Origin of the sequence: Aneurinibacillus soli (assembly GCF_002355375.1) — a bacterium.
In the GTDB taxonomy this organism is placed as follows: Bacteria; Bacillota; Bacilli; order Aneurinibacillales; family Aneurinibacillaceae; genus Aneurinibacillus; species Aneurinibacillus soli.
The window spans coordinates 2,287,230-2,313,104 of the sequence record NZ_AP017312.1; the positions used below are offsets into that span (position 1 = coordinate 2,287,230).

Sequence of the window (25,875 nt, forward strand, 5' to 3'; positions counted from 1 at the left end):
GAGATGAGAGTATGACAGTACGTGGGTTTGTAGATGTAACACCCGACAAATGGTTCTACGATGATGTAATGGATTGTGCTAACTACATGTTAGAAGATGATTCACCGCTGGTAGTCGGGATTCCATATTGTTCATTTGAAGCAGGTAAGCCGAATTATATCAAGGAGTTTAAAGATAACGGACAGGTTATTTTCACGTTGGACGTAGCGCTAACGATTACAGCGGATAATCCGTTATTGGTGTATATTGATGGCATACAAACGTTTTATCGGGAAGCGAAAGATGTAAACGGAAAAACAACCGTAACGATGTATGCTCCGGTTAATGGGCAGGTACTATTCAAATACATCGGTTCACCACGTATGCGCCGCATTGATGTCACGAACACATTAGACGGACACGGAAAGCCAGCAGGAGATTGTTCACCTGGTCTGGAATATCCTCATTACCAGCTTCAATTTGGCAAGGAAGCTGATAAGTCAATCTATGAATATGTGTATAATCCTAACAGCCGTACTTTCTTTGAAAATGTATCGTGCGCCGGAACGCAGTTAAAACGTGTTCATATCCCTAACGGTGAATGGTACATATCCGACCATAACGAGCTGCTGACAAAGTATATTGGTGACAAGCCGAATCTATACATTATCACACCGGGCGGTAATATCTACTGTTCATTCAACGTTGCGAATATCAAATGTAACATTCGGTATCAGATGAAAGTGCGTGGTATCCTGATGAATACGGGCGGTGACTTTATTCCAGTATCACAGAAAGTGAAGTACCTTGATCGCTTTTTCCCGGACGGTCATCTGACAAGAGCGGAAGCTTTTGCGATTGTAGACCGATTACGGCGCTCGTATTATCAACGTTTCACAGATTCGGAGCCGCCAAGTGCTGTCATTAACGATACGTTTGTCGCGGAATCTTGCCAGGACAGCTTTGTGACTTCATCCCGTTTTCGAGTAGGAGAGCAACTAGAAATAAAGGTGAATGGATTTTTGAAGCAAGTCGGTATTGATTATGTGCATGCCAATGACCATACGATTCAATTCAAGTATAACGTGCCCGAAGGTTCAGTCGTAACAATCAAGCGAGTCAAGCAGGAGAGTATATTTTTCGACGGGAGATTGTTTGATCAGTATTTATCTGATGGGAGCAAGAATTCGAAAAACCTACTGAACACATGGTATCGCGACACCGTAATCAGTATGGAGAATGAACGGACAAGATCAGGAGATGCATTGGTTGTAGGGGTACCACATGAAGATGTGATTAAGTTTGATGGCGAAGAATATATGACGCGAGCGCAGGCTGTTGTATTGCTGAATCGTTTCAGAAAATGGGCGATTGAAACTTTCAAGGGGTGATATGTATGCAGCCGATTTCAGATGAGTTTAGAAAGCTTATTAAGAATCATGTCAAAGTCGGACCGCATGAAATGCCTGTGTGTATAGTAGAAGTAGACCGAATGGTATTTGTACCGGGGCGTGTAGAGGAGATTCAGTATCTCGTTGGTGATCCAAACGTAAAGACGGTGCAGGATAGTAGTATCATAGGAGAAGGAGAAACGATTCCGACAGATGGAATTGTGTTTCCGGTGAAAGGAAAAACACTTGCGGATGTAGGATCGAAGTTCGGGATGCGATTACATCCGATTGACCATGTATGGAAAATGCATACAGGGGTAGATATTGGTGCTCCACAAGGTACACCAATTCTAGCAGCGTGGGGTGGAACGGTCAAAAAAGCCGGATGGCAAAATGGCTATGGTAATACAGTAATAATCGATCATGGGCATGGATATTATACACGTTATGGTCATATGTGTGATAACTGCATCAATGTAAAAGAGGGAACCATTGTGAAATCTGGGCAGGAAATTGGTGCGGTCGGGAGTACTGGAAAGTCGACGAAACCGCATCTTCACTTTGAAGTACTGTATAAAGGAGTAGACCCAGCTACTAGCTATGCCCGTGACCCGTTGCCATACCTGCAAAAGAAGCAGACCGTTCCTGCACCCGTGCAGAACACAGGACCTGATGTTGTGACACAAACGCCTATTACGTTTAGTTTAGGGGCGATGGCTTTTTCAGCAACGTTTGATTTATCTAAATGGGCGAGTATGCCGGAGTTGAAACTCCCTGGTAAAGAAGACTTTTATTTTAAGGGTTTAAATCCAAAAGTAACGGGTATTCCGGTTATTTACTTTGAATTTGATCCAGCAAAAATGCTGGAGGAGGGGCTAAGCACCGCAGTTGGTCGTCCGTTGATACTGAATCTTGATTTAGAGAAACGCGCACTACTTGATGTGTCATTTCTCACAAATTTTGTTTCAGACTCAGGTGATTCTTTTTCTATCATGGTTAACGGAGTAACAAAAGCTGTTTTGAAAAAGTTTAAGCCGGGAGCGACCGTGGATCGGTTATCAGATATTTTATTGGAAGCGGGGAAGACAGAAATACAGTTCGTAGTATATTGGCATGGTCCTTCTCATCCACAAGACAAAGTTTTGAAACGGTTCGGTTTCAAGTCGATTAATGTACGCTACGTGAATGAAATTGTTGGTCAGTCTCAATCTCAATCAGAATCAGACGATCCAACCTTGATTGCTCGTTCGTTAGCCAACGTATTTAACCCTACGCGGCGGGAGAAAATCTCGCTTCCGGTCGGTGATTTCGTGCCAGCAGAAACGATTCGATTGGATAATGTGAAAGAAGTAGAAATCGATGACAAATTCGAGATGGAAGCAGCAGAGGCGAGAATTATCATGTCGAATCCAAAAGGCTTTTATTCGTCTACGTATGATACAGGTTTATTCCCAGAGCTTCGCTATGAAACACCATTTTCCTATACGGCTAATGGTGTTCACATGGGACTACTGTCTGAGAATACACCGATTCGTATTCATATGGGATATGGTCGGCACACAATACGAGTGTTTACCGGGCTGATTGATAAAGTAGATAGTAATAGCGAGGAAGAAACGATTACCATAACATGCCGGAACATGTACAAGCGGTTGATCGAAAAGGTTGTTACAGAGGATTTGGAATATGGCTATTCAGCGAGCGATGCATCTGTTGCGAATGTAGCGGCAGCGTTGAATGATGGTACGGATGTTGATAATTTATCGCGACTGAAAAAAATCATTTACTACGCTCAAAAGTGGGCTAAGCATTATGGTGTGGACCCGATTGTGATTCTGGCTGTTGCTCAAAAGGAAACAGAACTTGGTACAACAGGTGCAGGTCGGGAGGTTGGGGGAGATTACATCTGTGGATATGGAGTGCCGAGTAAAACAAAAAAACTTCCGCAATTCGCAGGAATCGAAGCTCAATGCAAAGCGGTTGCCGAACGTATGAAAAAGGTGTGCGGTACAGGAGAAGTTACTCGCGAGTACATCAGGAAACTTTGGATATCGTATGAAAATGGCGATCCTACATGGACACCAGATGTGTGGAGTATTTATCAAAAAATGAAGGGAGATGCTCAATTCACAGAAGCAGTGTTCAAGGCAGACTCCGCACCTGTCCCGAGTGGGAACACGTCTAATTTATCTGTTAATATCAAGCAGAATTTGTTACGTATGAATCCAAAATCTCGTTCAGGGAAAAAGTTAAAAGGAGTAAAAGGCATTGTTCTTCACTACACGGCAGGTCCTGGACAAAGCGCCGAGCAAATTCGTAACTACTTCAATAATATTTCAGACCGTTACGCATCTGCTAATTATGTAGTAGATGATTCAACTATTGTACAATGCATCCCAGATGATGAGGAGGCTTATCATTGCGGTGCTGAACATTATCAACCAGGTGTGACGGATGCTTTGGGCAATCACCCGAATGAAACCACACTCGGTATCGAGATGTGTGTAGATAGCAACAATCAAATTACAGCAGCGACATATCAGAACGCAGTCAACTTGACAGCCTATTTGTGCAAAAAATACGGCCTAACAGCAGGACAACTATGGCGACATCATGATATTACGGGAAAAGATTGTCCGGCACCATGGGTAGACGATCCGTCGAAATGGGAGAAGTTTAAAAAAGATGTAGCCGCAAAACTGGATGGACAAGGTGTGACGACTGTTTCGGCACAGGAAGCAGCTGGGTTATCATCGTATTGGTTGAAGTCAGCTATTTTACAGGACTTGATTCGTGTCGGCGGCCTTGTTGGTTGGAGAAAGCAATATGAAGATCGAATATATCCTGATTCTATCATCGAAGAAACATATTACATCGATGTGAAACCAGAAAAACGAATGGTGGTCAAGGCGAATCCGGCAGAGAATGGGGAATATACTTTCTCAGAAATTCCACTTACTACCATCAAGACGATAGATGGATGGAAGAACGGGCTATATCAGCTCCCAACTACATTTTCGGCGTTCAAATACAAGGTGAATGAATGTATCCGTGAAATCACGAAGGACACAAACTATCGGACATGGTGTGACCGATATGGAACATTCCGAGCAGAGCCTGTTGAGTATGATTCTCCAGTGGTGGAACGTTTTACAGACATGGAGAATCTATGTGCGGTCAGTTCTTCAATCGATTACTCACGGGCGAGGTCGCATGTGATTGTAGTAGATGGGACAGGTAAGGCGCGGCATTACATTGACCCAGAGATTCTGCTCGAGCTGAAAGGAGAGTTGCGCAGCGCAGTATTAGAAGTGTCGTGGGCTAAGACTGATGAACAAAAAGACGAAGATGCACGCCGTGTATTCTGGGATATGAAACGTATGTGCCGCACACTACAAGTCTCGATCCCAGCGCATCCTCATTTGGACGTACTCGATTGTATTCATATATCTGATGTACGAACATGTACACGGGGTGACTTTACGATAAAGGGGATTCATACTACGTTTAAAGAAGGTGCGGAGTTTACGCAGACACTTGACCTTACTTGGATGGAAACAAATGAGATGATAACAAAAAATAATGCGAGATTGATCGCGAGTGAAGCGAAGCAGGCGTAACATAGCGTCTGCTTTTTTGTATATTCTACTTTCGAGGTGGTATTTGTGGCCGGTATTGTGAATGACTATCTGATTTATCCTGTCCTTGATCTAATCAAAGCAGGGGTTAAAGATGCGATGTCCAACGTAAAAGATGCTGAAGATGGCATTGACTTTTTTAACGGTATCCCATCGGTTGAGTTAATTCGGGACCATCCAAATGATTCATCCAAGACGTTTCTTACACAAGTCATTCAGACGTATGAAAATGGATATGTGATGAGTGTGCGATTACTTTATGGAGACGACAGTTCACCGTATCACAAATGGCGATTAAGCGGAGTAATATCGAGTCTGATGAATGAAGAGGGAGAATTAGTTCTTCAACATGAGCTTGTGTTGCTTTATGGAGAAAGAAACGAAGTGAAGTTTGCAGACGTTACGTGTTTGTATGGTCCTGATGACTGGGAAGATGAAGGAGAGGATATGATTGACGAAGAGACAGATTATTAACGCGAATAGCCAATTTACGGTAGCTGAACTTAGTGGTGGTCGATTAAGCTGGCCGTTCTTTCCATCGAAAATAAAGCCGTTTGTAAAAGGTTTTTGCTTGGAAGTTCCGGGAATCAGCGGTGTACATCGCATGACATACTCGCCGCCGATGGATGCGGAGCTGTTAAGTGTCGCGGTAGGAGCGAGTAGGTATGACTCGAAAGACAACTGGAGTGTAGAGATTAACGGAGAGCGGTTTATTGAGAGTATATATACAAAGGACTTGCCAGAAGGAATGTATCTAATGGTTGTAAAACCAGTGTTGACCGGAGATGAAATGAAATTCGTGTTTGATAATCAAAGCGGTGAGCCGAAAGAAGTCTGGTTCAATTACCAGTTTCTGATCGACTAGGTGATCACATGACGGTGAAATGGCTTGATTTTTATGTAAGAGATGCTGATTTTGGACAAAGGCTTGCGGAAGAGTTGAAAAGTAAGGGTTGGCAGGTGTTTGAATTTTATCAGATCGTGTACGACTTCCCGATTGATGCACCGCCGGATGAAGCACTTGTACAGGTGGCGCGACACTATGTATTTCGGAACGCCGCAGGTGCTTATGTTGGAGTAGCTTATACAGGTAGCGTAACAGTAGGTGTTCCAGTAGATGATGAGGGGATAGTAGATTTACTACTTTTCGCAGAAGTATGTCGTGCTGCTGATACGAAAGAATTCGAATGGTATACGTATATGCTCGATGACTTTGAATGGGCGGAGCAAGAAGCAACGTTTATCGAATCGGGTGACTTTCTACAACGTGTTCTTGATGTTTCCTCATCAGGGGGGATTCACCAATCCTATATCGCACACATCGGATATAAGGACATTGATTCGATACCGGAAGTACAGTCGTATAATACTGCGTATAAAGTAAAAGATACAAAGACTAACTGGTGGCCAGATAGTGAGATTCACGTTATCGGCCATTGTACAGATTTACACTTTTTTATACTGCTGCAATATGATGTATCGCCAAAATGGACAGATATGCACTTTCCGTATGTACCACTTTTTTTCGGTAACTTTGTATTAGCCAGCAAGAAGAAATTACCGAAGGGGTGGAGAGGAAATGTGGCGCTGTTTACCGGATCATGTCGTGTTACCCCAAAAGATTCAATTGTTCCAGTGGATCAAATACTGTTATCAGATCGTGGTGATGGAATCACAAGTGTAATTGTCAAAGAAAGTATTGATGGCTACTATTATAAAGCACATTACCTGGAATGGTTTCGTATACCTGAAATATCGCCTCCACATGATGAAATAACGTATAATGAATATAGGAAGGCGATTGATCACGAATCGTATCCTTATCATTTTGAACCGAATCCATCAAAGTATGATGAGCATACGCAAACATCGCCGCTGTATATTTTTGATAAGGATAAAGGTGTATACGGGCACCCGCCAGATGTAGTAGTAGTGTCACCGATAACAGGGATGACGAATGGAAAGAAACTGCTTGCAGAACATCCGTGTCGAAAGGATAGTCCTGGTGTGTACCAGTATCAAGTTATCGATGCGCCACATACGCCGCTAGTAAGACCGTTGGATAATGGAGAGATGTATCCGCAGTACGTAGGGATTGGATTGTTGCGAAAGGGGACAACGTTCCATTCGCGTAGTGACATGACAATGTGAGGAGATGATAGGATGCCACACTATGATACACATATGATGCCGGAATCAAAACGGTTGAAAGAGCCGTATTTTCAGGAGAGATTTACGGAACTGATTACAGGATATGAAGGAAGTACATGGAAGCTGGAACGAGTATTTTACAAGGCTGTGTACGATTCATCGGCGCTACACGATGAGATAAATGCGAATAAACCAGATTCTGTTCCGGAACCACAAGCGCTTATTGATGTAGCGGTAGCAAAGCATTATGTGTTCAAAAACGAAAATTTGCCCAAGGCGTACTTTGGCATTGTGATCATTGGTTCGGTTTGCTACGAGTATGAAAAACTGAAAAAGGAAGGGCAGCTACCGAAAAACGACCTTGACAGTCCTGAAACAGCTGCATTCTTACAGATGGTTCAAGAGAAGATCGAATCACTTGAACCGTCACCTACAGATGACCCGCCAAAAGTAACGAAATTCTACGATGCGTCTACTATTTACTTTTATACCTGTGAGCATATGCCTTCTATCGAAAATGAAGGATGGAGCATCATGCCGTGGGATAACTGGCGGTACGGAACGGTAGATGCTGTTGATCGCCGAACCATGAATAATGCCGCTGTTGATATCGAAGTCTGGAAAACGCAGTACAATGAGAATGCTGACTTTGTGATTCTGGAGCCAGAGCCATATTGTATGCAGTCTCCTATCGTAAAATCTACACTACGCTGGTCAGAGCCACCGCTAGAACGTAAATACAATCCATCCTATAAAATCGAGGACACAAAAACAAACTGGTGGTATGATTCAGAGATTCGACTCACTGGGTTCATTGATAATTACAGTATGTTCTTTTCGCTTCAAGCTGATAATACGCCAGCATGGGAGGACAATGTTGTTCCGAAGGTTCCGCTATACTTTGGAGCATTTGAACCGTTGAAAAAAGAAGGAGAAAATGGAGAGCAAGTAGATTCTGAGCCGTTGGGAGATGTAACAGTTCTATTTGCTGGCGCGTTGCCATTAGTGGGAAAAAGCAAGGTGGAACAGTTCGAAAACATACCGAGATATGACTTTGATAACGATGACAAAAAGTACGTAACGCCGCCGATGTTCCCTATTCTGAAAAACTATGCAAGACATCCAGGGAATGGATTGAATAATTGTATCGTGCGAAAGGCGAAAGCGGGCGGGCGTTACGAAGGGTACTACCTCTCCTTGGATACTGTACCAAATGAAATGCCGCCAAAACGTGCAGGTACGTACAGCACAGAGTTCAGTCGAGAGATGGAGCGCGGTTATCCACGAGCATGGCAGAACCACATGAATCCAGCGTATAACTACGAACATACACCATCACGTTATACGGATCGTGCGCATGTATCCAAAATCTACATTGACCATCCAGAGGAAGGAAAACGCGGTTTCTTACGTCATGCGATCGGATCGGTACCAGTTGGTAAGGTGGCGACACGGATTCGATTGGAGAAAGAACCATGTGCTGCGGTGGAGTCTGGTAATAAATACGACTATTTTAAAATGCATGTATTTGATGGACTTTCCCCTCTAACTGTACGACCAGGAACACCCTACCGTCCAGTTGGTGTAGGAATTAAGGATACGGAATAGATGGGAGATGTGAGGAGATGTTTGTAAAAGAAAAGTTCCTTATGCAGTTGCTGCCGGACAACTTAGAGAGTCTGTTTAATGATTGGGGATGGGAGACGATTTTTCGATATCGACTCCATTTCGACTCGGGCCCAGGTAAAAAGGCAAAGGATTATGCACGAGTTCATCTGTTTCGTTCAACAGGATCAGACGGGGTGATTCGTCACTTCGGAATGATTCATACCCATGGCCGAGAACCATTACCGGGGTTTGGACAAGAAGAAATTATTTCGCACACTTCCCCGCTTGGAGCGCTGAAAAGAGCGTTCGATGAAACGGGAGGTACATTGATTGATAAATTCTTTCTACCTGTCTATCCGATTACATTACCTTACGTAAAGGTATTCAATGAATCAGGTGTTCCGGTAGATCCGGCAGGGTACTATATTGAAAACGAAGAGGACCGCAAACGAGGAATTATCTCCATTATTGGAGGAACTGAAGCATACAAAGTCACATACGGTATTGACCCTGATGCGCCGGATGTTCCGCGTAAAACATGGTTTTTCCTGCTAGATGAAGTGATTGTCAAGAAAGTAGATAAAGCAACAAAATCTGAATTTACCGATGTGGAGTTCAATCCAAAACAAGACCCGCAGTATGATGTTGATATGACAGCAATCAAATCATTTGACCCGGATAATGGATATGAAGTGTTTGAAGCAGTCATTAATTCGTTCTTGCTGGACGATCCAGATTACGCAGAATCCATGTATTTTATTCGACTTCTCAATCCGTCATTTCCCTCTACTGCAACGTATATTGACAAGTACGAAGCAGGATGGGGACGGGATACGGAAATTACGGTATGGGGAAACATTACAAAAAATCGCATTGCCTTGAATTTGCGTGTCGATCCAGCACCGGGACCTGAAAAGGCGTATTTTGTACCACTGTATATTGGAAAGCTCATTACAATGGGGAAATGGCCGCAACTAAACAGTATACTAATTACTGGAACAACGGAGAAGGATGAGATTCGTGTTTTGTCACCGTCAAGCGGACTGACAGCAGATAAACTTTCTGTACGACCAAGCGCTCCAGCTCCAAAAGTTATTCAGGAACAAATAGGTGTGATTGATCATGGTGGGTGGGCATCCAATGGAAATGATAGCGTGATGCTACATCGTACCATCGGCGGAGCCAACTATCAGCGCCATGTGTTTCAATTTATCACATTCGATGATAAGGCGGCACCGGACCCGGAGCACAAATACAATCCATCTGCTTACACAGATCGTTATCACGTCTCTGCGATGGCAATTTCACACTGTAATGATGGAACAATCGGCGTGTTGGATGAAGTGTATGCGGTACACCCTAAAGGTATTGGACAGAGTGAAGAGCTTGAAATTGTAGAAGATGTTCACAATGAAATGGTCAGTATAGGGGACGGAGAGACGTACATTTTTCACCTGCGGCACGCCCCGATAGAGGGAACGCTACGTCTGCGATTGGGGGCGATGCCGGGAGAAACGGAATGTACGGAGATATTGGATGGCGAGTATGCGATTTATACAGAGGAAGGTCTGAAACCTGATGGTTCTCCTAACCCTGATAAAGACAAGGAATTGAAGATGATAAAGATTATTAGGAAAGAGAAAACGCCGAAGCTGGGACAGGTATTGTACGCAGATTATAAGTTTGAACAGACGTACGTATTCAATCTGCCTACTACACCAATTACCCCGTTTCGTTTGCCAGATGTAACACCATACAATCCGATTGGATGGGCTTTGTTAAAATCAAATACGAAATTAACACCGTGATAGAAGGAGGGGGAGCTGATGGATAAAGTATCATATCTAGTACAGGCTTCTCCTCTTTCGTTTGCCAGGCTATCATATTCCATTCAATTTAATGCGAATCCTGTAAATGTAGCAAGTTATGCAGTTCAAGTTGATGTATTAAACAGGCACAACGCATTAGAGGAGAGAAACCTGTACACGCCTGTAAAACGCACAACACGCAAGGTGTTTGAGAATAAAGGTAGCGGTATGATGCTTCGGAAGCGGATGCGGCGTATGATTGAGCATAAAGAGAGTCAAGCAACTATACTGGAATTAATCCTTGATGGCGTAATGATCGGTCAAGATTCGGCAAAACAAAGGGAAAGTATAGGCGATAGTATACCAGAACAAATTGTGGGTGCAGAAGTTATACAGAATAGTCAGGTATCTTTATTGGATGGGAAACGATTAGTAGGCAAGTCGGTAATGGACTCGACAACGCCTAAAGTCGATGTGTCCAAAACAATGTGTATAGGCGATGGAATTGAAAAAGAAGTTTGTACGTCTTGTGAATCTCGAAAACAAGGTGGTAGGTATGATTCGCTCGTTACGTTTAGTCTGAAGCGAGACTACCGTGATGGAATCGAAAAGCATATACATACAGCTGCACGTGACGGGGAACAAACAGGATTCTCGAAAAATTTGTATGATAGTAGGATTCAGGATAGTCAACATGGACTTCCGATACAACAGAGCAGTGCAGTGGTACAGCGGATCACAATCGGAGTAGAGGCAGAAAGACGATTGGCTAAAGCCGAAGAGAACGGTGAAGCTATAGAAAGCAGCAATAGGTATACCAGAACAGCAAAACCGCAGCATGTCATGTCTCCTCAATATTCTAATGATTTTTTAATTAACCGTATTGCTGATACGGTAGAGAAGGCGCAAGATCATGCGGTATCGTATGGGGAGATTGGAACGGAAGAGGGCGGTCAAAGCGGCGTTATAACTGCTATGTATGAAGCAAATGAAAAAGAGTTACGTGATGTTCCGGTGAACGAGACTCAGGGCAGAGTCACAGATATAGAAAACGGTGCAGCAACGGTAGAATATCAAGGGATTTCCAATAAATCTTGGGAAGGAAATAATGTTCTATATGTTGGTCATATAACTAGGGATACAGAGGGGAATATACCAGATATAGAACAGGCTATTTTTCATGCAGGAGAAGTTGGAACAATCATAGGAGCAGAAGTAATCGTACATGATGACAATGAAGCACTCAGTAGGTTAGGAACTGTCGGGGTAGAGAATTTAATTCAAGAATCCAGCTTACATGACGTTGCTGGCGAGGAAAGTAAAAATGAACAAGGTTACGGCGATGCGATCCAAAATGGATGTGAAAAAGATATACACAAAGTTGATGTATCCTTACAAGAAGCAGTACAGATTAGGAATGATGAACAAATAACTGAAATAGGAGATGTAAAGGATACATTTTGCAGTCAGAGTCATCGTTTCTTTGTTGCTGAGAGAGAAGCTGTCCGAACGAATTTGGATGATAGCATGGCGGGGGATAGCGCAATAAATGGTACTGCTTATGCACGACTTATTAACTCTACGATTAGCACGGGGGACTCTGTTATACGTGATGAGGAACAAGGGTGGACCGTATTAGAGAATGAAGCTAGCGAGGAAAAAAATATACCATCCGTTAGTAAAGTGCAGGATAGCATGAATACCGAAAATGTACGGATAGTCGGTACGAGGCAAGAGCAAGTCGGAATTATGTCGGACGTAGACAAGGTTAAATCACAGGATATAACAGGAGAAAAAGTAGATAATGCGTGTGATATGAGGAGGAAAATAGTAAATGATGTGATTGAAAAGACAGAAGAAACGGTTTGTATGAACGGTTCGGATGGGATAGACGTTAGCAGCACAGAAATGGCAGATATTCATATGGAGGTTTACACTTTCATACAGAAAGATGAACAGATAAGCAAAATAAAAGCTATAGATTCAATTGAGCAGAAGAATACGCAGGCGCACAGTTCTCTGACAGATGCGGTTCATGGCAAAAGCGAGCAGGCTTATTTCAATATGGTTGATGTGGTTTGGGATAAAAGTGAACAGGCTTATCCTGGTATGTTCGATACGCTCTTACATCGAGCGGATATGGGGAATGTAGGGATATTGGTAGGAGAAGTATTTGCAGGAGATGAAACGTTTTCTTCATCATCAGCTTCGCCTGGAATACATGTACACGCAGAAGAAAAGGCTAGCGCTCATTTTCTTGATACCATGCATCAGGGAGATGAAAAACTAAAGACAGAATCCGTTGTCCTGTCTGCTACGTGTGAAATTACGCAAGATCAAGTCATTATTAAACCGATAGTTGGGGTGATGGAAGAAATAAGACAAGTTTTACCTTCTCTGATGGATACAATTATGTCTCATGGGGAGATGGCTAATGTTCTATATATCGACACAACAATGTCACACGATACCTCGATGTTCATGGGAGTCGTCATAGCTGTAGAAGATCAAAAGATGCACAACGGTATCGTTACAGCGGTTGACGGGAGAGAAATAAAATTTAGTGAAGCTGAACTTGGCTCCAATAAGATTAAGATATGGTTCTTAGGAGAAGGAGAAAGAATGGAAGAGATACCTGATCCAGACTCAGAACCGCAGGAGAAGCGGAGAATTTGGCTTATCATGGGTAAACCGAATTTCTGGAACGGGTGGAATTGGAAGAAAACAAGATAAGGAGATGATATGTATGCGATGGGATTATATGTATGGTGGTGGACAGTGGCTGGAAAAAGAAGATCCGCCATTTCAACTTGGAAAGGCTGATCCGAGTTACATTGGGAGAGATTCAAGAGGCAATCTTATTTTAAAAACCTGGTGCGTATGGGAAAGCAACAATACGATGCCACCTATTATGAGAAAAGTATGTGGCAGTCTTACGTATGAGCTTAAAAATATTTTTCGTCCAGACCGTTTATTTGCGATTGAGTTTAATTTGAAGGCACTAGTTGCTAGTGATGGTGGGGCCACAGTCCGAATCGGAAATGGGGAGCTGGAAGCGGTATTTAATTTTACGCCTACTACGGTCATCTTAAACGGGATTGATCTTAGGATTCATCCAGGTCGGTTCAAAACGTTTACCTTGTTTCAGGCATGCTTAGAGCGGGCAGAACTGTACATTGGCACGGAGAAGCGTTTTAACCGCCCGATTCTTAAGCCATCCACATTCAACGGTATTTCGATTGAAGTAAGCGGAAATGCAGAAGTAGTGCTGCGATACCTTTTCTTCTGTGTGGACTACGTACCGTGTCGACTTGCTACTGTTACGAGTAAGTCGACATGTCAGGTTAGACGATTCGTATTCGCCCAGAAGATGGGGGAAGAACTTGTCATGCATACGGTAGAAGAGGACCAATTTGGCAACTTGGTGGAGATTGGGAATACGGGACTGTCCATCTATAAGCCACAGGTGAAGCTATTCAAAGCAGAATCAGGCGAGGTTATGGCAGTTTTCCGGCGTAACAAAAGCAGCGCACCGCTTGAGATTGTAGGGGGCTATATTGAAACGTTTTCGGGATACAACAAAAAAGCAATGCCATGGACAAAAGTAGCCAGTCTGAACAAGGCAGAGATCACAGAAATACCATGGGATACAGCGCATACGTATGAAGAGTTCGATGCGATAGAGGAAAAGACAGAATCTATGCTCGGTGCCATGATAAACGATGATACAGACCCGAAGAGGGATGGGAGTATCACATTAAACTTTGAAGTGGACTGTGGGATAAAGGATAATCCACTATTACCAGATGAACCGGCAGGAGACTATGACTTCTATATTGACTTGTTCTGGACCATTCCAGATGATCGGGCAGACCCTAAAAATCCATTTGTAGACCTTGACTTGTGGGCGGTATCAGCGGAGGAAGTAGACGGACAATACGTATATAACCCGGATTCGATACTGGATTATACTACATCAGCGAAAATAGGGACAAATGTAGTTCAGATAGATGACTGGCTGAAAATGAGTCTCGTAAAAGATAATCGGTCGAACCATCGGACAACAGAAGATATAGAAAAGGCATGGAGCGCTTATCGGGAAACAATTACGGTGAAAGGGAACTATGGTAGGGTCTTGACGGTGGGCGTGGCGAATTATGCAGCGCTGGAAAACTACGCGAAGGCTGAGAATGTGTTGTATTTGCGTGAGCGTCATGGAGTGAAAATCGAAATGGTAGTGTGGGATAAAAAGAATAAAGAACGAAAAGGACGACTGGTAATAGAACCAGAATGGTTGTATCGAGAAGGAGCCAACAAAGGATGCGTACTTCCAATATTCGATATTATAGTCGATGAAAATAGAGATATTAAGGTTGAGGAACGACCGCATGATGGCGTGATACCATTACCTATCTACTCCGATGAGTTCAGAAATAATCTAGATGATAAGCTTGGTCACTAGAACGAAAGAAGGACTCTGGCTGAGAGTCCTTCACTTTACTTATCTTGTTTTAGTCGCGCTTCCTCCATTAAGAGTAACATAAGCGCTATGCTTTCCATTTTTCAATTGGTAACCTGTCACCTTTAGTTTCAAGTCCATGTATTTTCCATTGTACGAAATGGTTACGGGATACTCCCCATTTTTTGTAGCGGTGATGATGCCATTTTTATCAACGGAGATTGGCGTTCCTTTTGGGATTTCCCATACGACTTTATCAGTAATTTTAATAGGTTTTGAGCCATACACAGCATCTATGTCAATCTTACTTTGAACAACTTTATCCTTGCCGATACTTCTTTCAATTGGATCAACTGCTAGTCTAAAATCTGCATTTTCCGTTTTCGTATCATCTTTCGGCTGAGTTGTGGTCGATGGAGTAGTCGGAGTCGTTGGTGTAGATGGTGTTGTAGGAGTCGTTTTCGGCTTGGTAATAATAATTTGCGTACTCGTTTCCGTAACTTTTAACCCATCTTTCTCTGCTAATGCCTTAATATCAGCGATACTATCAGCAAATACGGCAACAGGAGCTAATACTAGAGTGGCTGCCGTTACTGTAGCAGCAATAAACTTTTTCATGCTTCCCTCTCCCTTTTTACAATATATGTTTGTATTGATTCTATTGTATATATGGGACAAGTAGAAAGTCACTTGTTTTTTGGTAAAGTTTGTATAAGGTAGGTGAAGGAGATGCTTTATAAATATAGAAGTGGTTTAATTTTTGATGATACGTTCCAAGCGATGAAAAACGACTGGATATACAGCGTTCCATCAGCAGTACGGCTTCATACAGACCTGGTACGCTTGTCTCACAGTCGATCAGGAACGATGATGCTACTTAATTTACCACACAACGAATCAGAGTTGGTATTGGAGGTGGAAGCAAGCTATGGGCCGGTAGATTCTGGTGATATGGGTGGCCTAATCATCTGGAAGTCGCCGGATGAGTGTCTGGAATTTCTCGAAAGCGTGGATACAAGTCATGGTGACTATTCCCGATGGCGAGCGGTGAAGTACGGGCTACAGTGGGATTTCTATGCACGTATTAATCAAGATTGGGAGTACTTCGATACCGGGGAGTTGGATGCTAATAAAATAGGCGTAACGTTGCAAGGAGAAAGCGGCGTTCCACTTGATATAACGAGAGTAACGGTGTGCCGTGGCGAGTATGTAGGAGTCGGAAATCTGATGGCTGATTCTATAGTGACGTTGAAGGATAAAAACGGGGCCGTGGTTGAAACGCATGTTGTGCCAGATGGTTATAGCGGTGTGAATATTCGTTTGCCGCTTGCGGTGTTCGAGGGGGAGATCAAGGTTATAGAAGAGGGAGAAACCCAAACAATCGCAACTACATTTTACGGTGGGGACATGTATTTGTATGCGACAACTCCATTGAAAATCTATCGGGATGGGGTAGAACTGAACCGGATCGACTTTTCTGACTGGGGGTATTTCCGAAATAGGGATGTAGAGATGAAACTACAGCTCGTTAATTCGAGTGATAATAATCTGCATAATATAAAAGTAAAGGCATCACAGCACGAATCAGACGTGGCATACCAATGGATTATCCTAGCAGAAGATATGAATGGTTTACCGGGAGAGTATCGAGGAGATGTAGCGTTCTCGCAGATATCAGGCGATGAAACGAAAGATTTCTGGCTACGGATTGAGCGGGCGCGGGATTATTTTGGTTTTAATCCACTACAGTTTAAGTTAGATATTACACACGATTAGGGGGCAGTTGCTTGTGACACGAATGAGTTTACGAAGAAAAACAGTGACTCCTCCACTAGACCCACGTATTTCAGCATTAGAAGATGAGATTATACGAGCGCGGCAGTACCGGACATATGATGCACCACATCGGTCGCTGGATGAGCGCTTAGATGAGATAGAGAGCCGTCTAGGTATTATTGGAACAGGAGATATGAAAAGGTCACAGTATGATCGAAATGCAGATGGGAAAGTAGATTATGCGGAAATAGCTGACTGGGCATACAGTGTAGATTGGTCCGGAGTGTACAACAAACCACACATTCCTGCTCCATACATACTACCGATGGCAACCCAATATACACTTGGCGGAATAAAGTCTGGTGGTGACATTGAAGTACAGCAGGATGGAACGATTCGTGTTATTCGTGGTGGTGGAGGAAGTGCTGTCGAAGATTCGCTATACAATGGATACATTCGAGTAGATGGACAGGACATTGAAGTGTATCGTCATCCAGATAATGAATACTTTCGACATGTAACGGATAGTCAGATTCAGTATTGGAATGCAAAGGCGAATAGAGATGTAGCGACACAGTATAATGATGGACTACTTTCATTGCAGGATAAACGTAAGTTAGATGAATTGGTTATAGGTATCTCAGAAGCAAAAGCAGATGAGAAATATGCGGCAAAATACCATACACATACACTTGTTACTCAGTTCTCAAGTGGTCTTATGAGTCCAGAAGATAAGCAAAAACTTGATGGATTGCCAAATGTAGAAGCTGGTAATTTTGTTAAGGACACAGAGCTACAGGCGGAGATACAAAGCGTAAAAGTAGAGGCAGATAGCAAGTATGCAACGAAAGTACATTCCCATAGTCTTGCTTCTCATACATCAAACGGCTTTATGAGTACTATCGACAAACAGAAGCTAGATAGTTTGGACCCAGCAAGTTATGCAAACACAGAGGACTTGCAAGCATTAGAACTACGGTTAAATAATTTTGAAAACGGGGGCGGTGGTGTGCCAAAGCTAGAAGAAATCACCGGCACTGTGGCTGTACCTGCTGGAGGAACAGTTCAGCAGTCATTTCCTACTTCATTTGGGAAATTCGATATTCGTACAGTGTGGGCAAAAGGAACAAAAAATTCTTCGATTGTTATACAGATTAATGAAAAATCAGATGGGACGCTTCCTGTTTATCGTAGTAATCAAACTACCGAAGTTGAGGATATTGCTCTTGTTCCATACATTGACAAAACAAATGAAAATAAGCTACATCTTCAGATTGAAAATAAGGGCGGAATCAGCGATACGATCAGTTTTGTAATAAAAATTGTTCAATTAATTTAAGGGGTGGGAGAATGGGATATAAATTTCTTTCGGGGACTTGTTTAGTGTCTAATATTTACGAAACATTTACAGGACTATTGGCGGCGGCAGGTTGGCAAAATATTAGTTCTAAACCAGCAACTGACTACGAAGTATGGTATTCTTCTGGTGGGCAGGGTAATAAACGATTAATTATTCAACTAAGGAAAGATTCGAACAGTAATGTAGGTTACAGATTTATTGCTGATTATACTCCAGGTGCAGCGGGGGGAGGGGGAACTATACAACGAACAACAGCAGGATGGAGAAGTTGCAGGTTTTTCTCCAACGCTTTCGCAAGTTCTTATCCTCAATCAAATCAAGTGTCTTACAAGTACCATGCCAATAAAGACAGGTTAATATTCTATTGTGAAGCTACTTATTTAGATGTAACGATGTACAACGGTGTTATTTATCTAGGTTCACCAGACGTTATGTACCATAACGAACCTGGTAGTAAATCTTTGTGTTTGTTAGCCGGTGGTAATTATAGTTATTCAAATTATTACGGAGATATTAGTGATGCTTTAGATGGAAGGATAACATCTAGCGATACCATTTATTGCTCTCCTACTTATATAGGGGGAAGTTATACAGATATCACAAAAAGTCCGAGTCCCCAAGGAAACTATGTATTTACACCTCACTACGTAAAAGATGGCAACAATGATTTACGTGGTAAGCTAACGGGATTGTATATTATCTATGCCAAAGGAGCATTACATGGAGATATAGTGAAGATTGGAACAAGAAGTTTTTATCTTGCCATGATGACAGGAAGTTATGGCTTCTTTCGGACATCTACGGTAGCTGAGTACATCACTTTTTTAGCGTTCGAGGTGTAGCATGGCTACGTTTAATGGGCTTATTTTAGATGAGAATGGTGAAGATTTACTTCTCGCATCGCCACCTCCATCGCGTACTCTTGCAGAAGGTATTCTTATTGAGGAAGATAATGAAGATGATATTTTATTAGCTTCCTCCCCGCCTGCTCGTATTTTTACGGGTGGATTGCTGATCGAAGAAAACACCTGCGAAAACATGTATAAACCACCACGTCAGTTTCCGCTTGAAATAAGTTGGACCAAAGGAAGTGATTGATTTGGAAGAAGTAAAACGAATCACACTATCCCCTAACATAGAACGCGTATTCGCGTATACCAAGCCTCAACATAAAGTAGAGGTTCATAACTTGGGAGATGGAAATTTATATTTCAGACGCGATGGTGTAGCTACAGTAAATGGAGAAAACTGTGTGAAAATCCCTAGTGGATTTGGGATGACGTATTCACCTAAAGCAACATGGCTGTCCTTGCACGTAATCAGCGATACAGGCACAGAGGTACAAATTGTACAAGTACGTGGAGAGTTAGACAGGTACATGTAAGGAGATGGTAAGATGTATCCGATTAAACTGCCTTCCGGTAGTAGTGTAGGTACTAGTCCACATAATCATGATGATATTTATTACAGAAAAAATACGGTAGATATATTACTAGATAATAAAGCTTCACTTAGTTATGAACATGCGACAACGGGTGATGTGTCATTATATATTGATGCAGTGACAGGAAACGATACCAATGATGGTATAGCACCAGAAACGGCATTACAGACAATAGGAGCTGCTATTGCCAAGATTCCACAGATCGTAAACCATACAGTTATGATTCATGTTGTACACGGACATAAATCAGATGAAGTGATTACACTAAGTGGAATAAGTGGTAAAGGTACTATTAAAATATGTGGAGGGAAAGAGGTAGAAGAATCGCAAAATTATGTTGTCAAGCAGGTATCTATTCACAACGTTTCGATACCTGTTCAGGTTACTGGAATACGGGCGAATATTGGTGACGGTACCGCTTTCTATGTTACAGCATCTATGTCTGTGAAATTATACGGATGTAGTGCAGTAACTCCAATAAGCGTAGGTGGATGTGGTGTTGAAGTGTTATATTCAAATGTAACCACTGATTCTTGTGAGTTTTCGAATAAAGAACGAGCAGTAATAGCAAAACAGTGTGCTATCGTCCTAAGTAAAAACAATATAGGGATTGCTAATCATTATGCGTTATCTTCTTTTACAGGGGCAACTGTAGTGAAGTTAGGGACACAGCCAGAATACCTCATAGCGGCAGAATTAACAGAGGCAGGTGGTGTGATTCGAACATGAAAGGTATTATATTTAGAGTTGATACAAGGGAAGTCGTTTTAATTATTGACCATGTAAAAAAGACACTACCAGATAGTGTTATTGGTGCAAATGCCTCTATTAGTGGTATTAACAACACGCAAGTTGATTATACGATAACGCTAGATACAGACTTACAAGTAGGAGAGATACTATCTATAGACGCATATGAGCTATACAAATACACATTGGCAGTATCGAATGAAGCCCTGCATATTGATGATGTACCTGATAAGTATCGTGAAGCAGTACAACGGGTGGTAGAAGGACAAATATACGGGAATAATTGAATTTGATAGGTATACGTGAGGAGATGATATGTGTTGTAGTAAATTGCAGTACAGGGGCAACACACGAGGAAAATTTTGAGTTTATACCGCATGTGCCGACTGTGGAAGAACTGCTCGCTCGAATTCGTCAGGAACGCAATGCAAAACTCTTGGTGTGTGACTGTACTGTACTGCCATGCTCGCCGTTGTCGGATGAACAAAGGCAAGCATGGATAGAATACCGGCAGGCTCTAAGAGATTTCACTGAGATATGTGATCTAGCAAATGTAGTGTGGCCGAAGATTCCCGAATAGATTAAATTTGGTTATTAATATAGTATGGAACAAAAAGCCGCCCTTCATTTTGAGGAGCGACTTTTTGTTTATGATTTCCTAAAGTATTTTTATTAACGATTAGAGAGAAGGAATTTGAACATAATTTTAAGATCTTCTTTATTGGCTTCAAATGTGCGTAGTTTTTCATTTGCTGACTCTTCTAAAACTTGTTTAATCTCCTCATATCCATTTAAGATGCTGAATGCTTGAAGATAATCAAGTAACCCATCCTGTTTACTTATCTCTTCCTCAAGGGCTGTTATTGCATCTAATCGCCCTTTTTTATCCCAATAAATAGAAATGTTGTTTTTAATTAACTTTAGGCCGTGTTCTTCAATATACTGATCATTTTTTTCGTGGTTGTTTTCATCCAAATCCAGAATTATTACTGGTTCTTCAAGTGCTAATAAATTGTACCATTGAGGTTGCATTTTATGAAAAGCTAAGTAATTAGCGAGGAGCCGCATTCCTTGGCTTACTAAATCAGCTGTTGTGTATGGCGTCCCATTGATTAAGTAAATATAAGGGGCCTCACTTTTATTTGTTTTACTTTTAGTAGTCATTACTTCTATTAAATCATTCATTAATTGAGAACGACTAACAGCACGCGGCATTTTATCAAAATCAATATCGGTTGACTCATTCTCCTTTTCTATCGTTGTTTTAACTCCAAGATCTGATAATATAGAGTATTTACCTAAGCACATCATGTCTAAACGAGATAAATTTTCTTTTTCTAGTACCAAACTTGTCCTAATTTTCTCTGGACTGCCGTCTGTGTTGATTACCTTCATTTCTAAGCACTCCTTTTTATCAAAATAATTATTACTTAATTTATTACTAAAATCATAAATATTAAGGAGGTAAATGTCAATACTTTCTTGATGAATTGTAAATCACTTAAAAGATAGGGATATTTTTCATTGGGATTGTCGATGTTAGATGGAGAAGAGGTGATATTTTTGGAATATGTGCTACCGATCATAGTAGTGGCAGGAGCCATACTGATTCTATCTTGTTTAAAACCGATTGAGCCAACATTTTCGAAAGTTGACTGGTCACAGCGAAGAAAATGCCAATCAAACCCGGAAAAGCTAATGTTTGATGCGTTGGCAAAATGGGATGTAGTAATTCTGACCCAAGTTCCGATTAAGCAGTATCAAATTGACTTATTCTTACCTAAGTATAAATTGGCTATTGAGTGCGACAGCATATTTCACGATACGCCAGAAGCGCAGGAGCGTGACAGGAAAAAAGATGTTGCTATTACGGAGGCGGGATGGAAAGTTATCAGGGTACGGGATGAAGAAATAAAGAAGGATATGACAGGCGTATTATCTAAAGTTGCTCAAGCGATGGATTGGACACCGGAAGAAGCTAATAAGAAAGACGATGAATCTGCGATAAAAGATCAAATTCAGCAAAAGGCATCCCGATAATGATGGATGCCTTTTCTTATGGTAATAATTATTTTCCAATCGCGGATAATACAGTTATACATAATGAAAGGAGTATGGTTCAAATGGAAAAAAGAGATTTTTCTTGGGAACACTATGAGCAACTTTTAAAACAAAACAGGAAGTTAGCCCAAGAAAATAAATGGTTACATGAACGTATGGTAGAGAAAGATGAGAATATCCAAGAGAAGGACGAATTAATTTTTGCACAGAATCTTTATTTAGATGATGCAGATGAAAAAGTTTCCAAACTTACTGAAACAGTAAAAGATAATCAAAGCAAAGGAGCTTCCATACTAAAAGCATCAAGCGATACACTAAAGGGAGTAGAGGAAGTAACTTCAGACGTTAAGATTAGGATAGTGCCCTTGGATGGAACTTCTTGTAGTCCTGCAATTTCTTCTCCATCGTAACAGCCGTATAGCGTTCAGTGGTTGCGATAGTTTCATGCCCCATAAACTCCTGAATAGTACGTAGATCAGCCCCGTTACTGAGCAAATCAGTCGCAAATGAGTGGCGCAACTTATGCGGCGTGATGTTCGCATTACCGCGCCATTTCCGAATTACTTCCCCAACTTGCCATGCGCATAGTTGGGGTTTCTTTTTGCCTGGGAACAGATACATCGGATCGCCGTTGCCATCTACCCTCCTCTCATGTAGCCATTCTGCAATCATGTCCATTGTTGCTGGAGCCAGTGGCACAATGCGCTCCTTATTGCCTTTGCCAAATACCAGAATATATCCTTGGTGATTAATGTCGCTTACCCTGATACCGACAAGTTCACTACGCCGTACACCGGTGCAGTACAGAAGTTCAATCATCAGTTTATCACGCAGGTTGTCGATTTTATCTACGGTTGCGTCAATATCCTGTACATCAACTGGGCGTGGCAGCTTCTTCTCCTGCTTTGCGCCTTCAACTAGGATAGCAGGATTGTTTTGGAGGCTTCCTTTTTTAACAAGAAACTTGAAGTATGTCTTGATAGCTGAAAGTTTACGGTTAGAAGTGGCGGCGCTACAGCCTTGCTTGCGTACACCAATGATGAAATCGGAAATGTCATGTGGAGTCACTTCGGAGTAAGGCTTGGTGATGGAGGAAAGGAACTGGTTAATATCGCGACAGTAGCCATCAAGTGTGTTCTCAGACAGGTTACGCTCATAGCGCAGGTAATTTTTGAAATCCTCAATCATACGTATCATCTCCTTATATCTACTTTCCGACACCTACTTTATCATCTGCCATAATATTTTACAACAATATTCAGAAAATAATTATCGGGATAATTTTTCGTTTCGACTGAAATTCTGTGGAGATGTCCCGTATAGAGTATACGAACAGAAAATGAGGGGGAGGTGAAATAAAAAAATCAGTTTCCACTAAAATTTATTCTTTGTGCAACGTATAGAGTATGTGAGCAAGCAAAAAGGAGATGACATGATGAGAAAAAAGATTTGGTACTGGATTATTCCGTCATATCGTCGATTACATGATGATCGCGAAATGATGCTTGCCCATCTTGAAGCGACTCACCACAACCTGCATTTGTACGAGCGACTGTATCAGGAGATGGCAGACGTGGTTGTAAAGCAAGATGAATGTATCCGGTTCCTGCGTGATGACCGGGACAAGTCGGGAGAGAAAGTAGATAAGTTGGCAAAGATGATCAATGAGGTGATCGAAGAAGATGGTGTAAGTGAAGTACAGGCAGCTACTGCGCAGGAGATTACCGATGGAATCAGGCAGGTTGGAGTATGAAAGCGTACCTGAATCGGCAAGAACGCGAGAACATTGTCACCATGCTGGTGTTCGAGCTGACGATGGACAGCCTACTTCAAGCAAGTCCGCGAGTGCAGAAACTGTTTGGTAAGCATTGGTCTGATATGAAGCGGGCGCGGACGTATATTCACAAAGCGTTGAAGGAGGGGCTTGCCGAATCGCTTGACCAGAAGGAGATTTTACGCATTCACAAAATCGCGCAGAAATGTGACTTCATCGTGCGTGAACGTGCCGGGAAGCCGTTACCGGATAAACGGGTGGTAGCGGTGCCGGATACGTTGATAGCGGATTTGGCTGAGTTGGCGATTGCTAACCATTGTCGGGACTGCAAGCGGTGTGATTGGCAGGAGTGTCGCGTGTTTACGGTGATGCAGGAAGCAGATATTCCGGCAGCACATATGGAGACGGGCGATTGTCCGTATCGGCAGTAATCATGATGAATGGCGGTGGATGTGTGAGCCATGAATTTTACATTACGCCGGAGGAATACAAAAGAGCACAGCAGAATGGCATTGATGCTGCAAACCTAGAACGGCGTATTCATTTGTTGGGTTGGAAGAAGGAAAGGGCTATGAATACCCCTTTGAGAGAAAAGTTGGACCGGGGTGAGTGGGCGAAAATTGCAGAACAAAACGGCATCAAGTACGACACGTTCATGAGCCGTGTGAACGTCTATGGATGGGATGAGGAACGAGCTGCTACCCAACCGTTACAGGATAGAAAAGCGGCGGCATTGAAAGGTACAGAAAAGAATCGAGTATATGATCCTGCACATGTAGAGTTGGCGGCTAAAAACGGAATTGCGTACCATACTTTTGTGCGCAGGATAAAGCGAGGATGGGATTCTGAGAGAGCGGCTACAGAACCAGTCATGACAGCGAGTACAGCAGGTAGAAAAGGTAAGGAGAAAACCATAGAGTTGTATGGTGACTGGAATAGATTTTCGTTTAAGTAAAGGAGATGTGATGCATGACGAGTAAAGAAGAAGTTGCTGTTGCACTACGCTACATGCTGCCCACATTCGATGCAGAAAGCTATGTATTTGCCTGCATAGGGACGGACCGTTCGACAGGAGATAGTCTGGGGCCGTTAGTTGGCAGTAAGCTAGCGGCGGACGGATATGATGTGATTGGCACATTAGATAAGCCGCTACATGCGGTGAATTTAGAAGAACGATTAAGCCAAGTGCCAGCGGGGAAAACGGTGATTGCGATTGATGCCTGCTTAGGGAGTATGAGGAAGGTTGGTACAGTTAGCGTAACGGAGGGACCGCTCAAGCCAGGTGCCGGAGTTGGCAAGAAGCTAGTAGAAGTAGGAGATTACCATATCAAAGCGTTTGTAAATGTCGGAACACCTAACTACGCAGAAAATTATTTTAATTTAGCAAATACCAGATTGTCGATTGTATTTAAACTTGCAAGTGTCATCTGTGATGCCATTATGGAGGTGATTGCACCTGTGGTTTTCGAAGAAGTTGCGGCGAGTGAAGATACAGACAGATTTTCAGCTGGATTATCCGATCAGCAAGAGCAGAAGATTGTAGATGAATGTATCGGTTGAGGTGGCGAGATATACGCAGGAGAAAGCGTATGGGACGTAAATGGAGATATGCTACATCAGCGCGATGAGTGTGCGGTGAGATACGTGAAAGGGATAGCGTGCGAGAAAATAGCTGA

General features: G+C 42.4%; 25 protein-coding genes. 22 read left to right on the forward strand and 3 right to left on the reverse strand.

Annotated elements, in window-relative coordinates; genetic code table 11:
• The first annotated feature begins 11 nt into the window (after positions 1-11).
• From CB4_RS11530 to CB4_RS11570, 9 genes are read left to right on the forward strand one after another with little or no spacing between them, the layout of a single operon-like run.
• A complete protein-coding gene (locus CB4_RS11530; RefSeq protein ID WP_096465940.1) occupies positions 12-1,370 on the forward strand; it encodes a hypothetical protein in 1,359 nt (452 codons plus the stop codon).
• Positions 1,371-1,375: 5 nt separating this feature from the next.
• Positions 1,376-4,990 (forward strand): peptidoglycan DD-metalloendopeptidase family protein, encoded by a 3,615-nt coding sequence (locus CB4_RS11535; protein ID WP_096465941.1) that lies wholly within the window; start codon positions 1,376-1,378, stop codon positions 4,988-4,990.
• Between the two features lie 45 nt (positions 4,991-5,035).
• Entirely contained in the window at positions 5,036-5,482 is a 447-nt protein-coding gene (locus tag CB4_RS11540) for a hypothetical protein (protein WP_096465942.1), read from the forward strand.
• Complete coding sequence (locus CB4_RS11545; RefSeq protein ID WP_096465943.1) at positions 5,460-5,873, forward strand: hypothetical protein; 414 nt, start codon at positions 5,460-5,462, stop codon at positions 5,871-5,873. The genes CB4_RS11540 and CB4_RS11545 overlap by 23 nt, the downstream gene beginning before the upstream one ends.
• Before the next feature lie 8 nt (positions 5,874-5,881).
• Positions 5,882-7,159, forward strand: a complete 1,278-nt coding sequence (locus tag CB4_RS11550; protein WP_096465944.1) for a hypothetical protein — start codon at positions 5,882-5,884, stop codon at positions 7,157-7,159.
• Positions 7,160-7,171: 12 nt separating this feature from the next.
• Positions 7,172-8,767, forward strand: a complete 1,596-nt coding sequence (locus CB4_RS11555) for a hypothetical protein (RefSeq protein ID WP_096465945.1) — start codon at positions 7,172-7,174, stop codon at positions 8,765-8,767.
• Positions 8,768-8,784: 17 nt separating this feature from the next.
• On the forward strand, positions 8,785-10,575 hold the full coding sequence (locus tag CB4_RS11560; protein ID WP_096465946.1) for a hypothetical protein: 1,791 nt from the start codon (positions 8,785-8,787) through the stop codon (positions 10,573-10,575).
• Between the two features lie 18 nt (positions 10,576-10,593).
• Positions 10,594-13,308, forward strand: coding sequence for a hypothetical protein (locus CB4_RS11565; protein ID WP_096465947.1), 2,715 nt, complete (start codon positions 10,594-10,596; stop codon positions 13,306-13,308).
• A 13-nt stretch (positions 13,309-13,321) separates the two neighbouring features.
• Entirely contained in the window at positions 13,322-15,037 is a 1,716-nt protein-coding gene (locus CB4_RS11570) for a hypothetical protein (RefSeq protein WP_096465948.1), read from the forward strand.
• A 39-nt stretch (positions 15,038-15,076) separates the two neighbouring features.
• Here the strand turns inward: CB4_RS11570 and CB4_RS11575 are convergent, their stop codons facing one another.
• Positions 15,077-15,652 (reverse strand): hypothetical protein, encoded by a 576-nt coding sequence (locus tag CB4_RS11575; RefSeq protein ID WP_096465949.1) that lies wholly within the window; start codon positions 15,650-15,652, stop codon positions 15,077-15,079.
• A 111-nt stretch (positions 15,653-15,763) separates the two neighbouring features.
• Between CB4_RS11575 and CB4_RS11580 the strand changes: the two genes are divergently transcribed.
• The 7 genes from CB4_RS11580 to CB4_RS22015 all read left to right on the forward strand — a co-directional run bounded on the left by CB4_RS11580 (position 15,764) and on the right by CB4_RS22015 (position 20,944).
• On the forward strand, positions 15,764-16,810 hold the full coding sequence (locus CB4_RS11580) for a hypothetical protein (protein ID WP_096465950.1): 1,047 nt from the start codon (positions 15,764-15,766) through the stop codon (positions 16,808-16,810).
• A gap of 13 nt (positions 16,811-16,823) precedes the next feature.
• Positions 16,824-18,149: a hypothetical protein gene (locus CB4_RS11585; protein WP_096465951.1), complete on the forward strand. Its 1,326-nt coding sequence runs from the start codon at positions 16,824-16,826 to the stop codon at positions 18,147-18,149.
• Positions 18,150-18,160: 11 nt separating this feature from the next.
• Complete coding sequence (locus tag CB4_RS11590; RefSeq protein ID WP_096465952.1) at positions 18,161-19,012, forward strand: hypothetical protein; 852 nt, start codon at positions 18,161-18,163, stop codon at positions 19,010-19,012.
• A gap of 1 nt (position 19,013) precedes the next feature.
• Positions 19,014-19,268, forward strand: a complete 255-nt coding sequence (locus CB4_RS11595; protein ID WP_096465953.1) for a hypothetical protein — start codon at positions 19,014-19,016, stop codon at positions 19,266-19,268.
• Between the two features lie 298 nt (positions 19,269-19,566).
• Positions 19,567-20,343 carry a hypothetical protein gene (locus CB4_RS11605; protein ID WP_096465955.1) on the forward strand — a complete coding sequence of 259 codons (777 nt, stop codon included), beginning with the start codon at positions 19,567-19,569 and terminating at the stop codon, positions 20,341-20,343.
• Positions 20,340-20,651, forward strand: a complete 312-nt coding sequence (locus CB4_RS11610; protein ID WP_096465956.1) for a hypothetical protein — start codon at positions 20,340-20,342, stop codon at positions 20,649-20,651. The genes CB4_RS11605 and CB4_RS11610 overlap by 4 nt, the downstream gene beginning before the upstream one ends.
• Before the next feature lie 23 nt (positions 20,652-20,674).
• On the forward strand, positions 20,675-20,944 hold the full coding sequence (locus CB4_RS22015; RefSeq protein WP_373681319.1) for a tail fiber assembly protein: 270 nt from the start codon (positions 20,675-20,677) through the stop codon (positions 20,942-20,944).
• A gap of 92 nt (positions 20,945-21,036) precedes the next feature.
• Here CB4_RS22015 and CB4_RS11620 read toward each other — a convergent pair whose 3' ends face one another.
• Positions 21,037-21,759: a hypothetical protein gene (locus tag CB4_RS11620; RefSeq protein ID WP_096465958.1), complete on the reverse strand. Its 723-nt coding sequence runs from the start codon at positions 21,757-21,759 to the stop codon at positions 21,037-21,039.
• Between the two features lie 141 nt (positions 21,760-21,900).
• On the opposite strand from CB4_RS11620, the gene CB4_RS11625 reads away from it, so the two are divergent.
• Positions 21,901-22,404: an endonuclease domain-containing protein gene (locus CB4_RS11625; protein WP_146226540.1), complete on the forward strand. Its 504-nt coding sequence runs from the start codon at positions 21,901-21,903 to the stop codon at positions 22,402-22,404.
• Between the two features lie 83 nt (positions 22,405-22,487).
• A complete protein-coding gene (locus CB4_RS11630; protein ID WP_146226541.1) occupies positions 22,488-22,835 on the forward strand; it encodes a hypothetical protein in 348 nt (115 codons plus the stop codon).
• On the opposite strand, the gene CB4_RS11635 is transcribed toward CB4_RS11630, so the two are convergent.
• Entirely contained in the window at positions 22,777-23,613 is an 837-nt protein-coding gene (locus CB4_RS11635) for a tyrosine-type recombinase/integrase (RefSeq protein WP_172890868.1), read from the reverse strand. The genes CB4_RS11630 and CB4_RS11635 overlap by 59 nt on opposite strands.
• A 247-nt stretch (positions 23,614-23,860) precedes the next feature.
• On the opposite strand from CB4_RS11635, the gene CB4_RS11640 reads away from it, so the two are divergent.
• From CB4_RS11640 to yyaC, 4 genes are read left to right on the forward strand one after another with little or no spacing between them, the layout of a single operon-like run.
• A complete protein-coding gene (locus CB4_RS11640; RefSeq protein WP_096465962.1) occupies positions 23,861-24,178 on the forward strand; it encodes a hypothetical protein in 318 nt (105 codons plus the stop codon).
• Positions 24,175-24,630, forward strand: a complete 456-nt coding sequence (locus tag CB4_RS11645; RefSeq protein ID WP_096465963.1) for a DUF5651 domain-containing protein — start codon at positions 24,175-24,177, stop codon at positions 24,628-24,630. Before CB4_RS11640 ends, CB4_RS11645 begins: the two co-directional genes overlap by 4 nt.
• The gene (locus CB4_RS11650) at positions 24,612-25,154 is read left to right on the forward strand and encodes a hypothetical protein (RefSeq protein WP_146226543.1); all 543 of its coding nucleotides are present in this window, start codon (positions 24,612-24,614) and stop codon (positions 25,152-25,154) included. Before CB4_RS11645 ends, CB4_RS11650 begins: the two co-directional genes overlap by 19 nt.
• Before the next feature lie 14 nt (positions 25,155-25,168).
• Positions 25,169-25,759, forward strand: a complete 591-nt coding sequence (gene yyaC / locus CB4_RS11655) for a spore protease YyaC (RefSeq protein ID WP_096465965.1) — start codon at positions 25,169-25,171, stop codon at positions 25,757-25,759.
• Positions 25,760-25,875 lie beyond the last annotated feature (116 nt).

Excerpts from the sequence above, each read along its gene's own strand:
- CB4_RS11530 (WP_096465940.1), top strand. The coding sequence starts at position 12 with ATGACAGTACGTGGGTTTGTAGATGTAACACCCGACAAATGGTTCTAC.
- CB4_RS11535 (WP_096465941.1), top strand. The coding sequence starts at position 1,376 with ATGCAGCCGATTTCAGATGAGTTTAGAAAGCTTATTAAGAATCATGTC.
- CB4_RS11550 (WP_096465944.1), top strand. The coding sequence starts at position 5,882 with ATGACGGTGAAATGGCTTGATTTTTATGTAAGAGATGCTGATTTTGGA.
- CB4_RS11555 (WP_096465945.1), top strand. The coding sequence starts at position 7,172 with ATGCCACACTATGATACACATATGATGCCGGAATCAAAACGGTTGAAA.
- CB4_RS11560 (WP_096465946.1), top strand. The coding sequence starts at position 8,785 with ATGTTTGTAAAAGAAAAGTTCCTTATGCAGTTGCTGCCGGACAACTTA.
- CB4_RS11565 (WP_096465947.1), top strand. The coding sequence starts at position 10,594 with ATGGATAAAGTATCATATCTAGTACAGGCTTCTCCTCTTTCGTTTGCC.
- CB4_RS11570 (WP_096465948.1), top strand. The coding sequence starts at position 13,322 with ATGCGATGGGATTATATGTATGGTGGTGGACAGTGGCTGGAAAAAGAA.
- CB4_RS11575 (WP_096465949.1), bottom strand. The coding sequence starts at position 15,652 with ATGAAAAAGTTTATTGCTGCTACAGTAACGGCAGCCACTCTAGTATTA.
- CB4_RS11580 (WP_096465950.1), top strand. The coding sequence starts at position 15,764 with ATGCTTTATAAATATAGAAGTGGTTTAATTTTTGATGATACGTTCCAA.
- CB4_RS11590 (WP_096465952.1), top strand. The coding sequence starts at position 18,161 with ATGGGATATAAATTTCTTTCGGGGACTTGTTTAGTGTCTAATATTTAC.
- CB4_RS11595 (WP_096465953.1), top strand. The coding sequence starts at position 19,014 with ATGGCTACGTTTAATGGGCTTATTTTAGATGAGAATGGTGAAGATTTA.
- CB4_RS11605 (WP_096465955.1), top strand. The coding sequence starts at position 19,567 with ATGTATCCGATTAAACTGCCTTCCGGTAGTAGTGTAGGTACTAGTCCA.
- CB4_RS11610 (WP_096465956.1), top strand. The coding sequence starts at position 20,340 with ATGAAAGGTATTATATTTAGAGTTGATACAAGGGAAGTCGTTTTAATT.
- CB4_RS22015 (WP_373681319.1), top strand. The coding sequence starts at position 20,675 with ATGATATGTGTTGTAGTAAATTGCAGTACAGGGGCAACACACGAGGAA.
- CB4_RS11620 (WP_096465958.1), bottom strand. The coding sequence starts at position 21,759 with ATGAAGGTAATCAACACAGACGGCAGTCCAGAGAAAATTAGGACAAGT.
- CB4_RS11625 (WP_146226540.1), top strand. The coding sequence starts at position 21,901 with ATGTTAGATGGAGAAGAGGTGATATTTTTGGAATATGTGCTACCGATC.
- CB4_RS11630 (WP_146226541.1), top strand. The coding sequence starts at position 22,488 with ATGGAAAAAAGAGATTTTTCTTGGGAACACTATGAGCAACTTTTAAAA.
- CB4_RS11635 (WP_172890868.1), bottom strand. The coding sequence starts at position 23,613 with ATGATTGAGGATTTCAAAAATTACCTGCGCTATGAGCGTAACCTGTCT.
- CB4_RS11640 (WP_096465962.1), top strand. The coding sequence starts at position 23,861 with ATGAGAAAAAAGATTTGGTACTGGATTATTCCGTCATATCGTCGATTA.
- CB4_RS11645 (WP_096465963.1), top strand. The coding sequence starts at position 24,175 with ATGAAAGCGTACCTGAATCGGCAAGAACGCGAGAACATTGTCACCATG.
- yyaC (WP_096465965.1), top strand. The coding sequence starts at position 25,169 with ATGACGAGTAAAGAAGAAGTTGCTGTTGCACTACGCTACATGCTGCCC.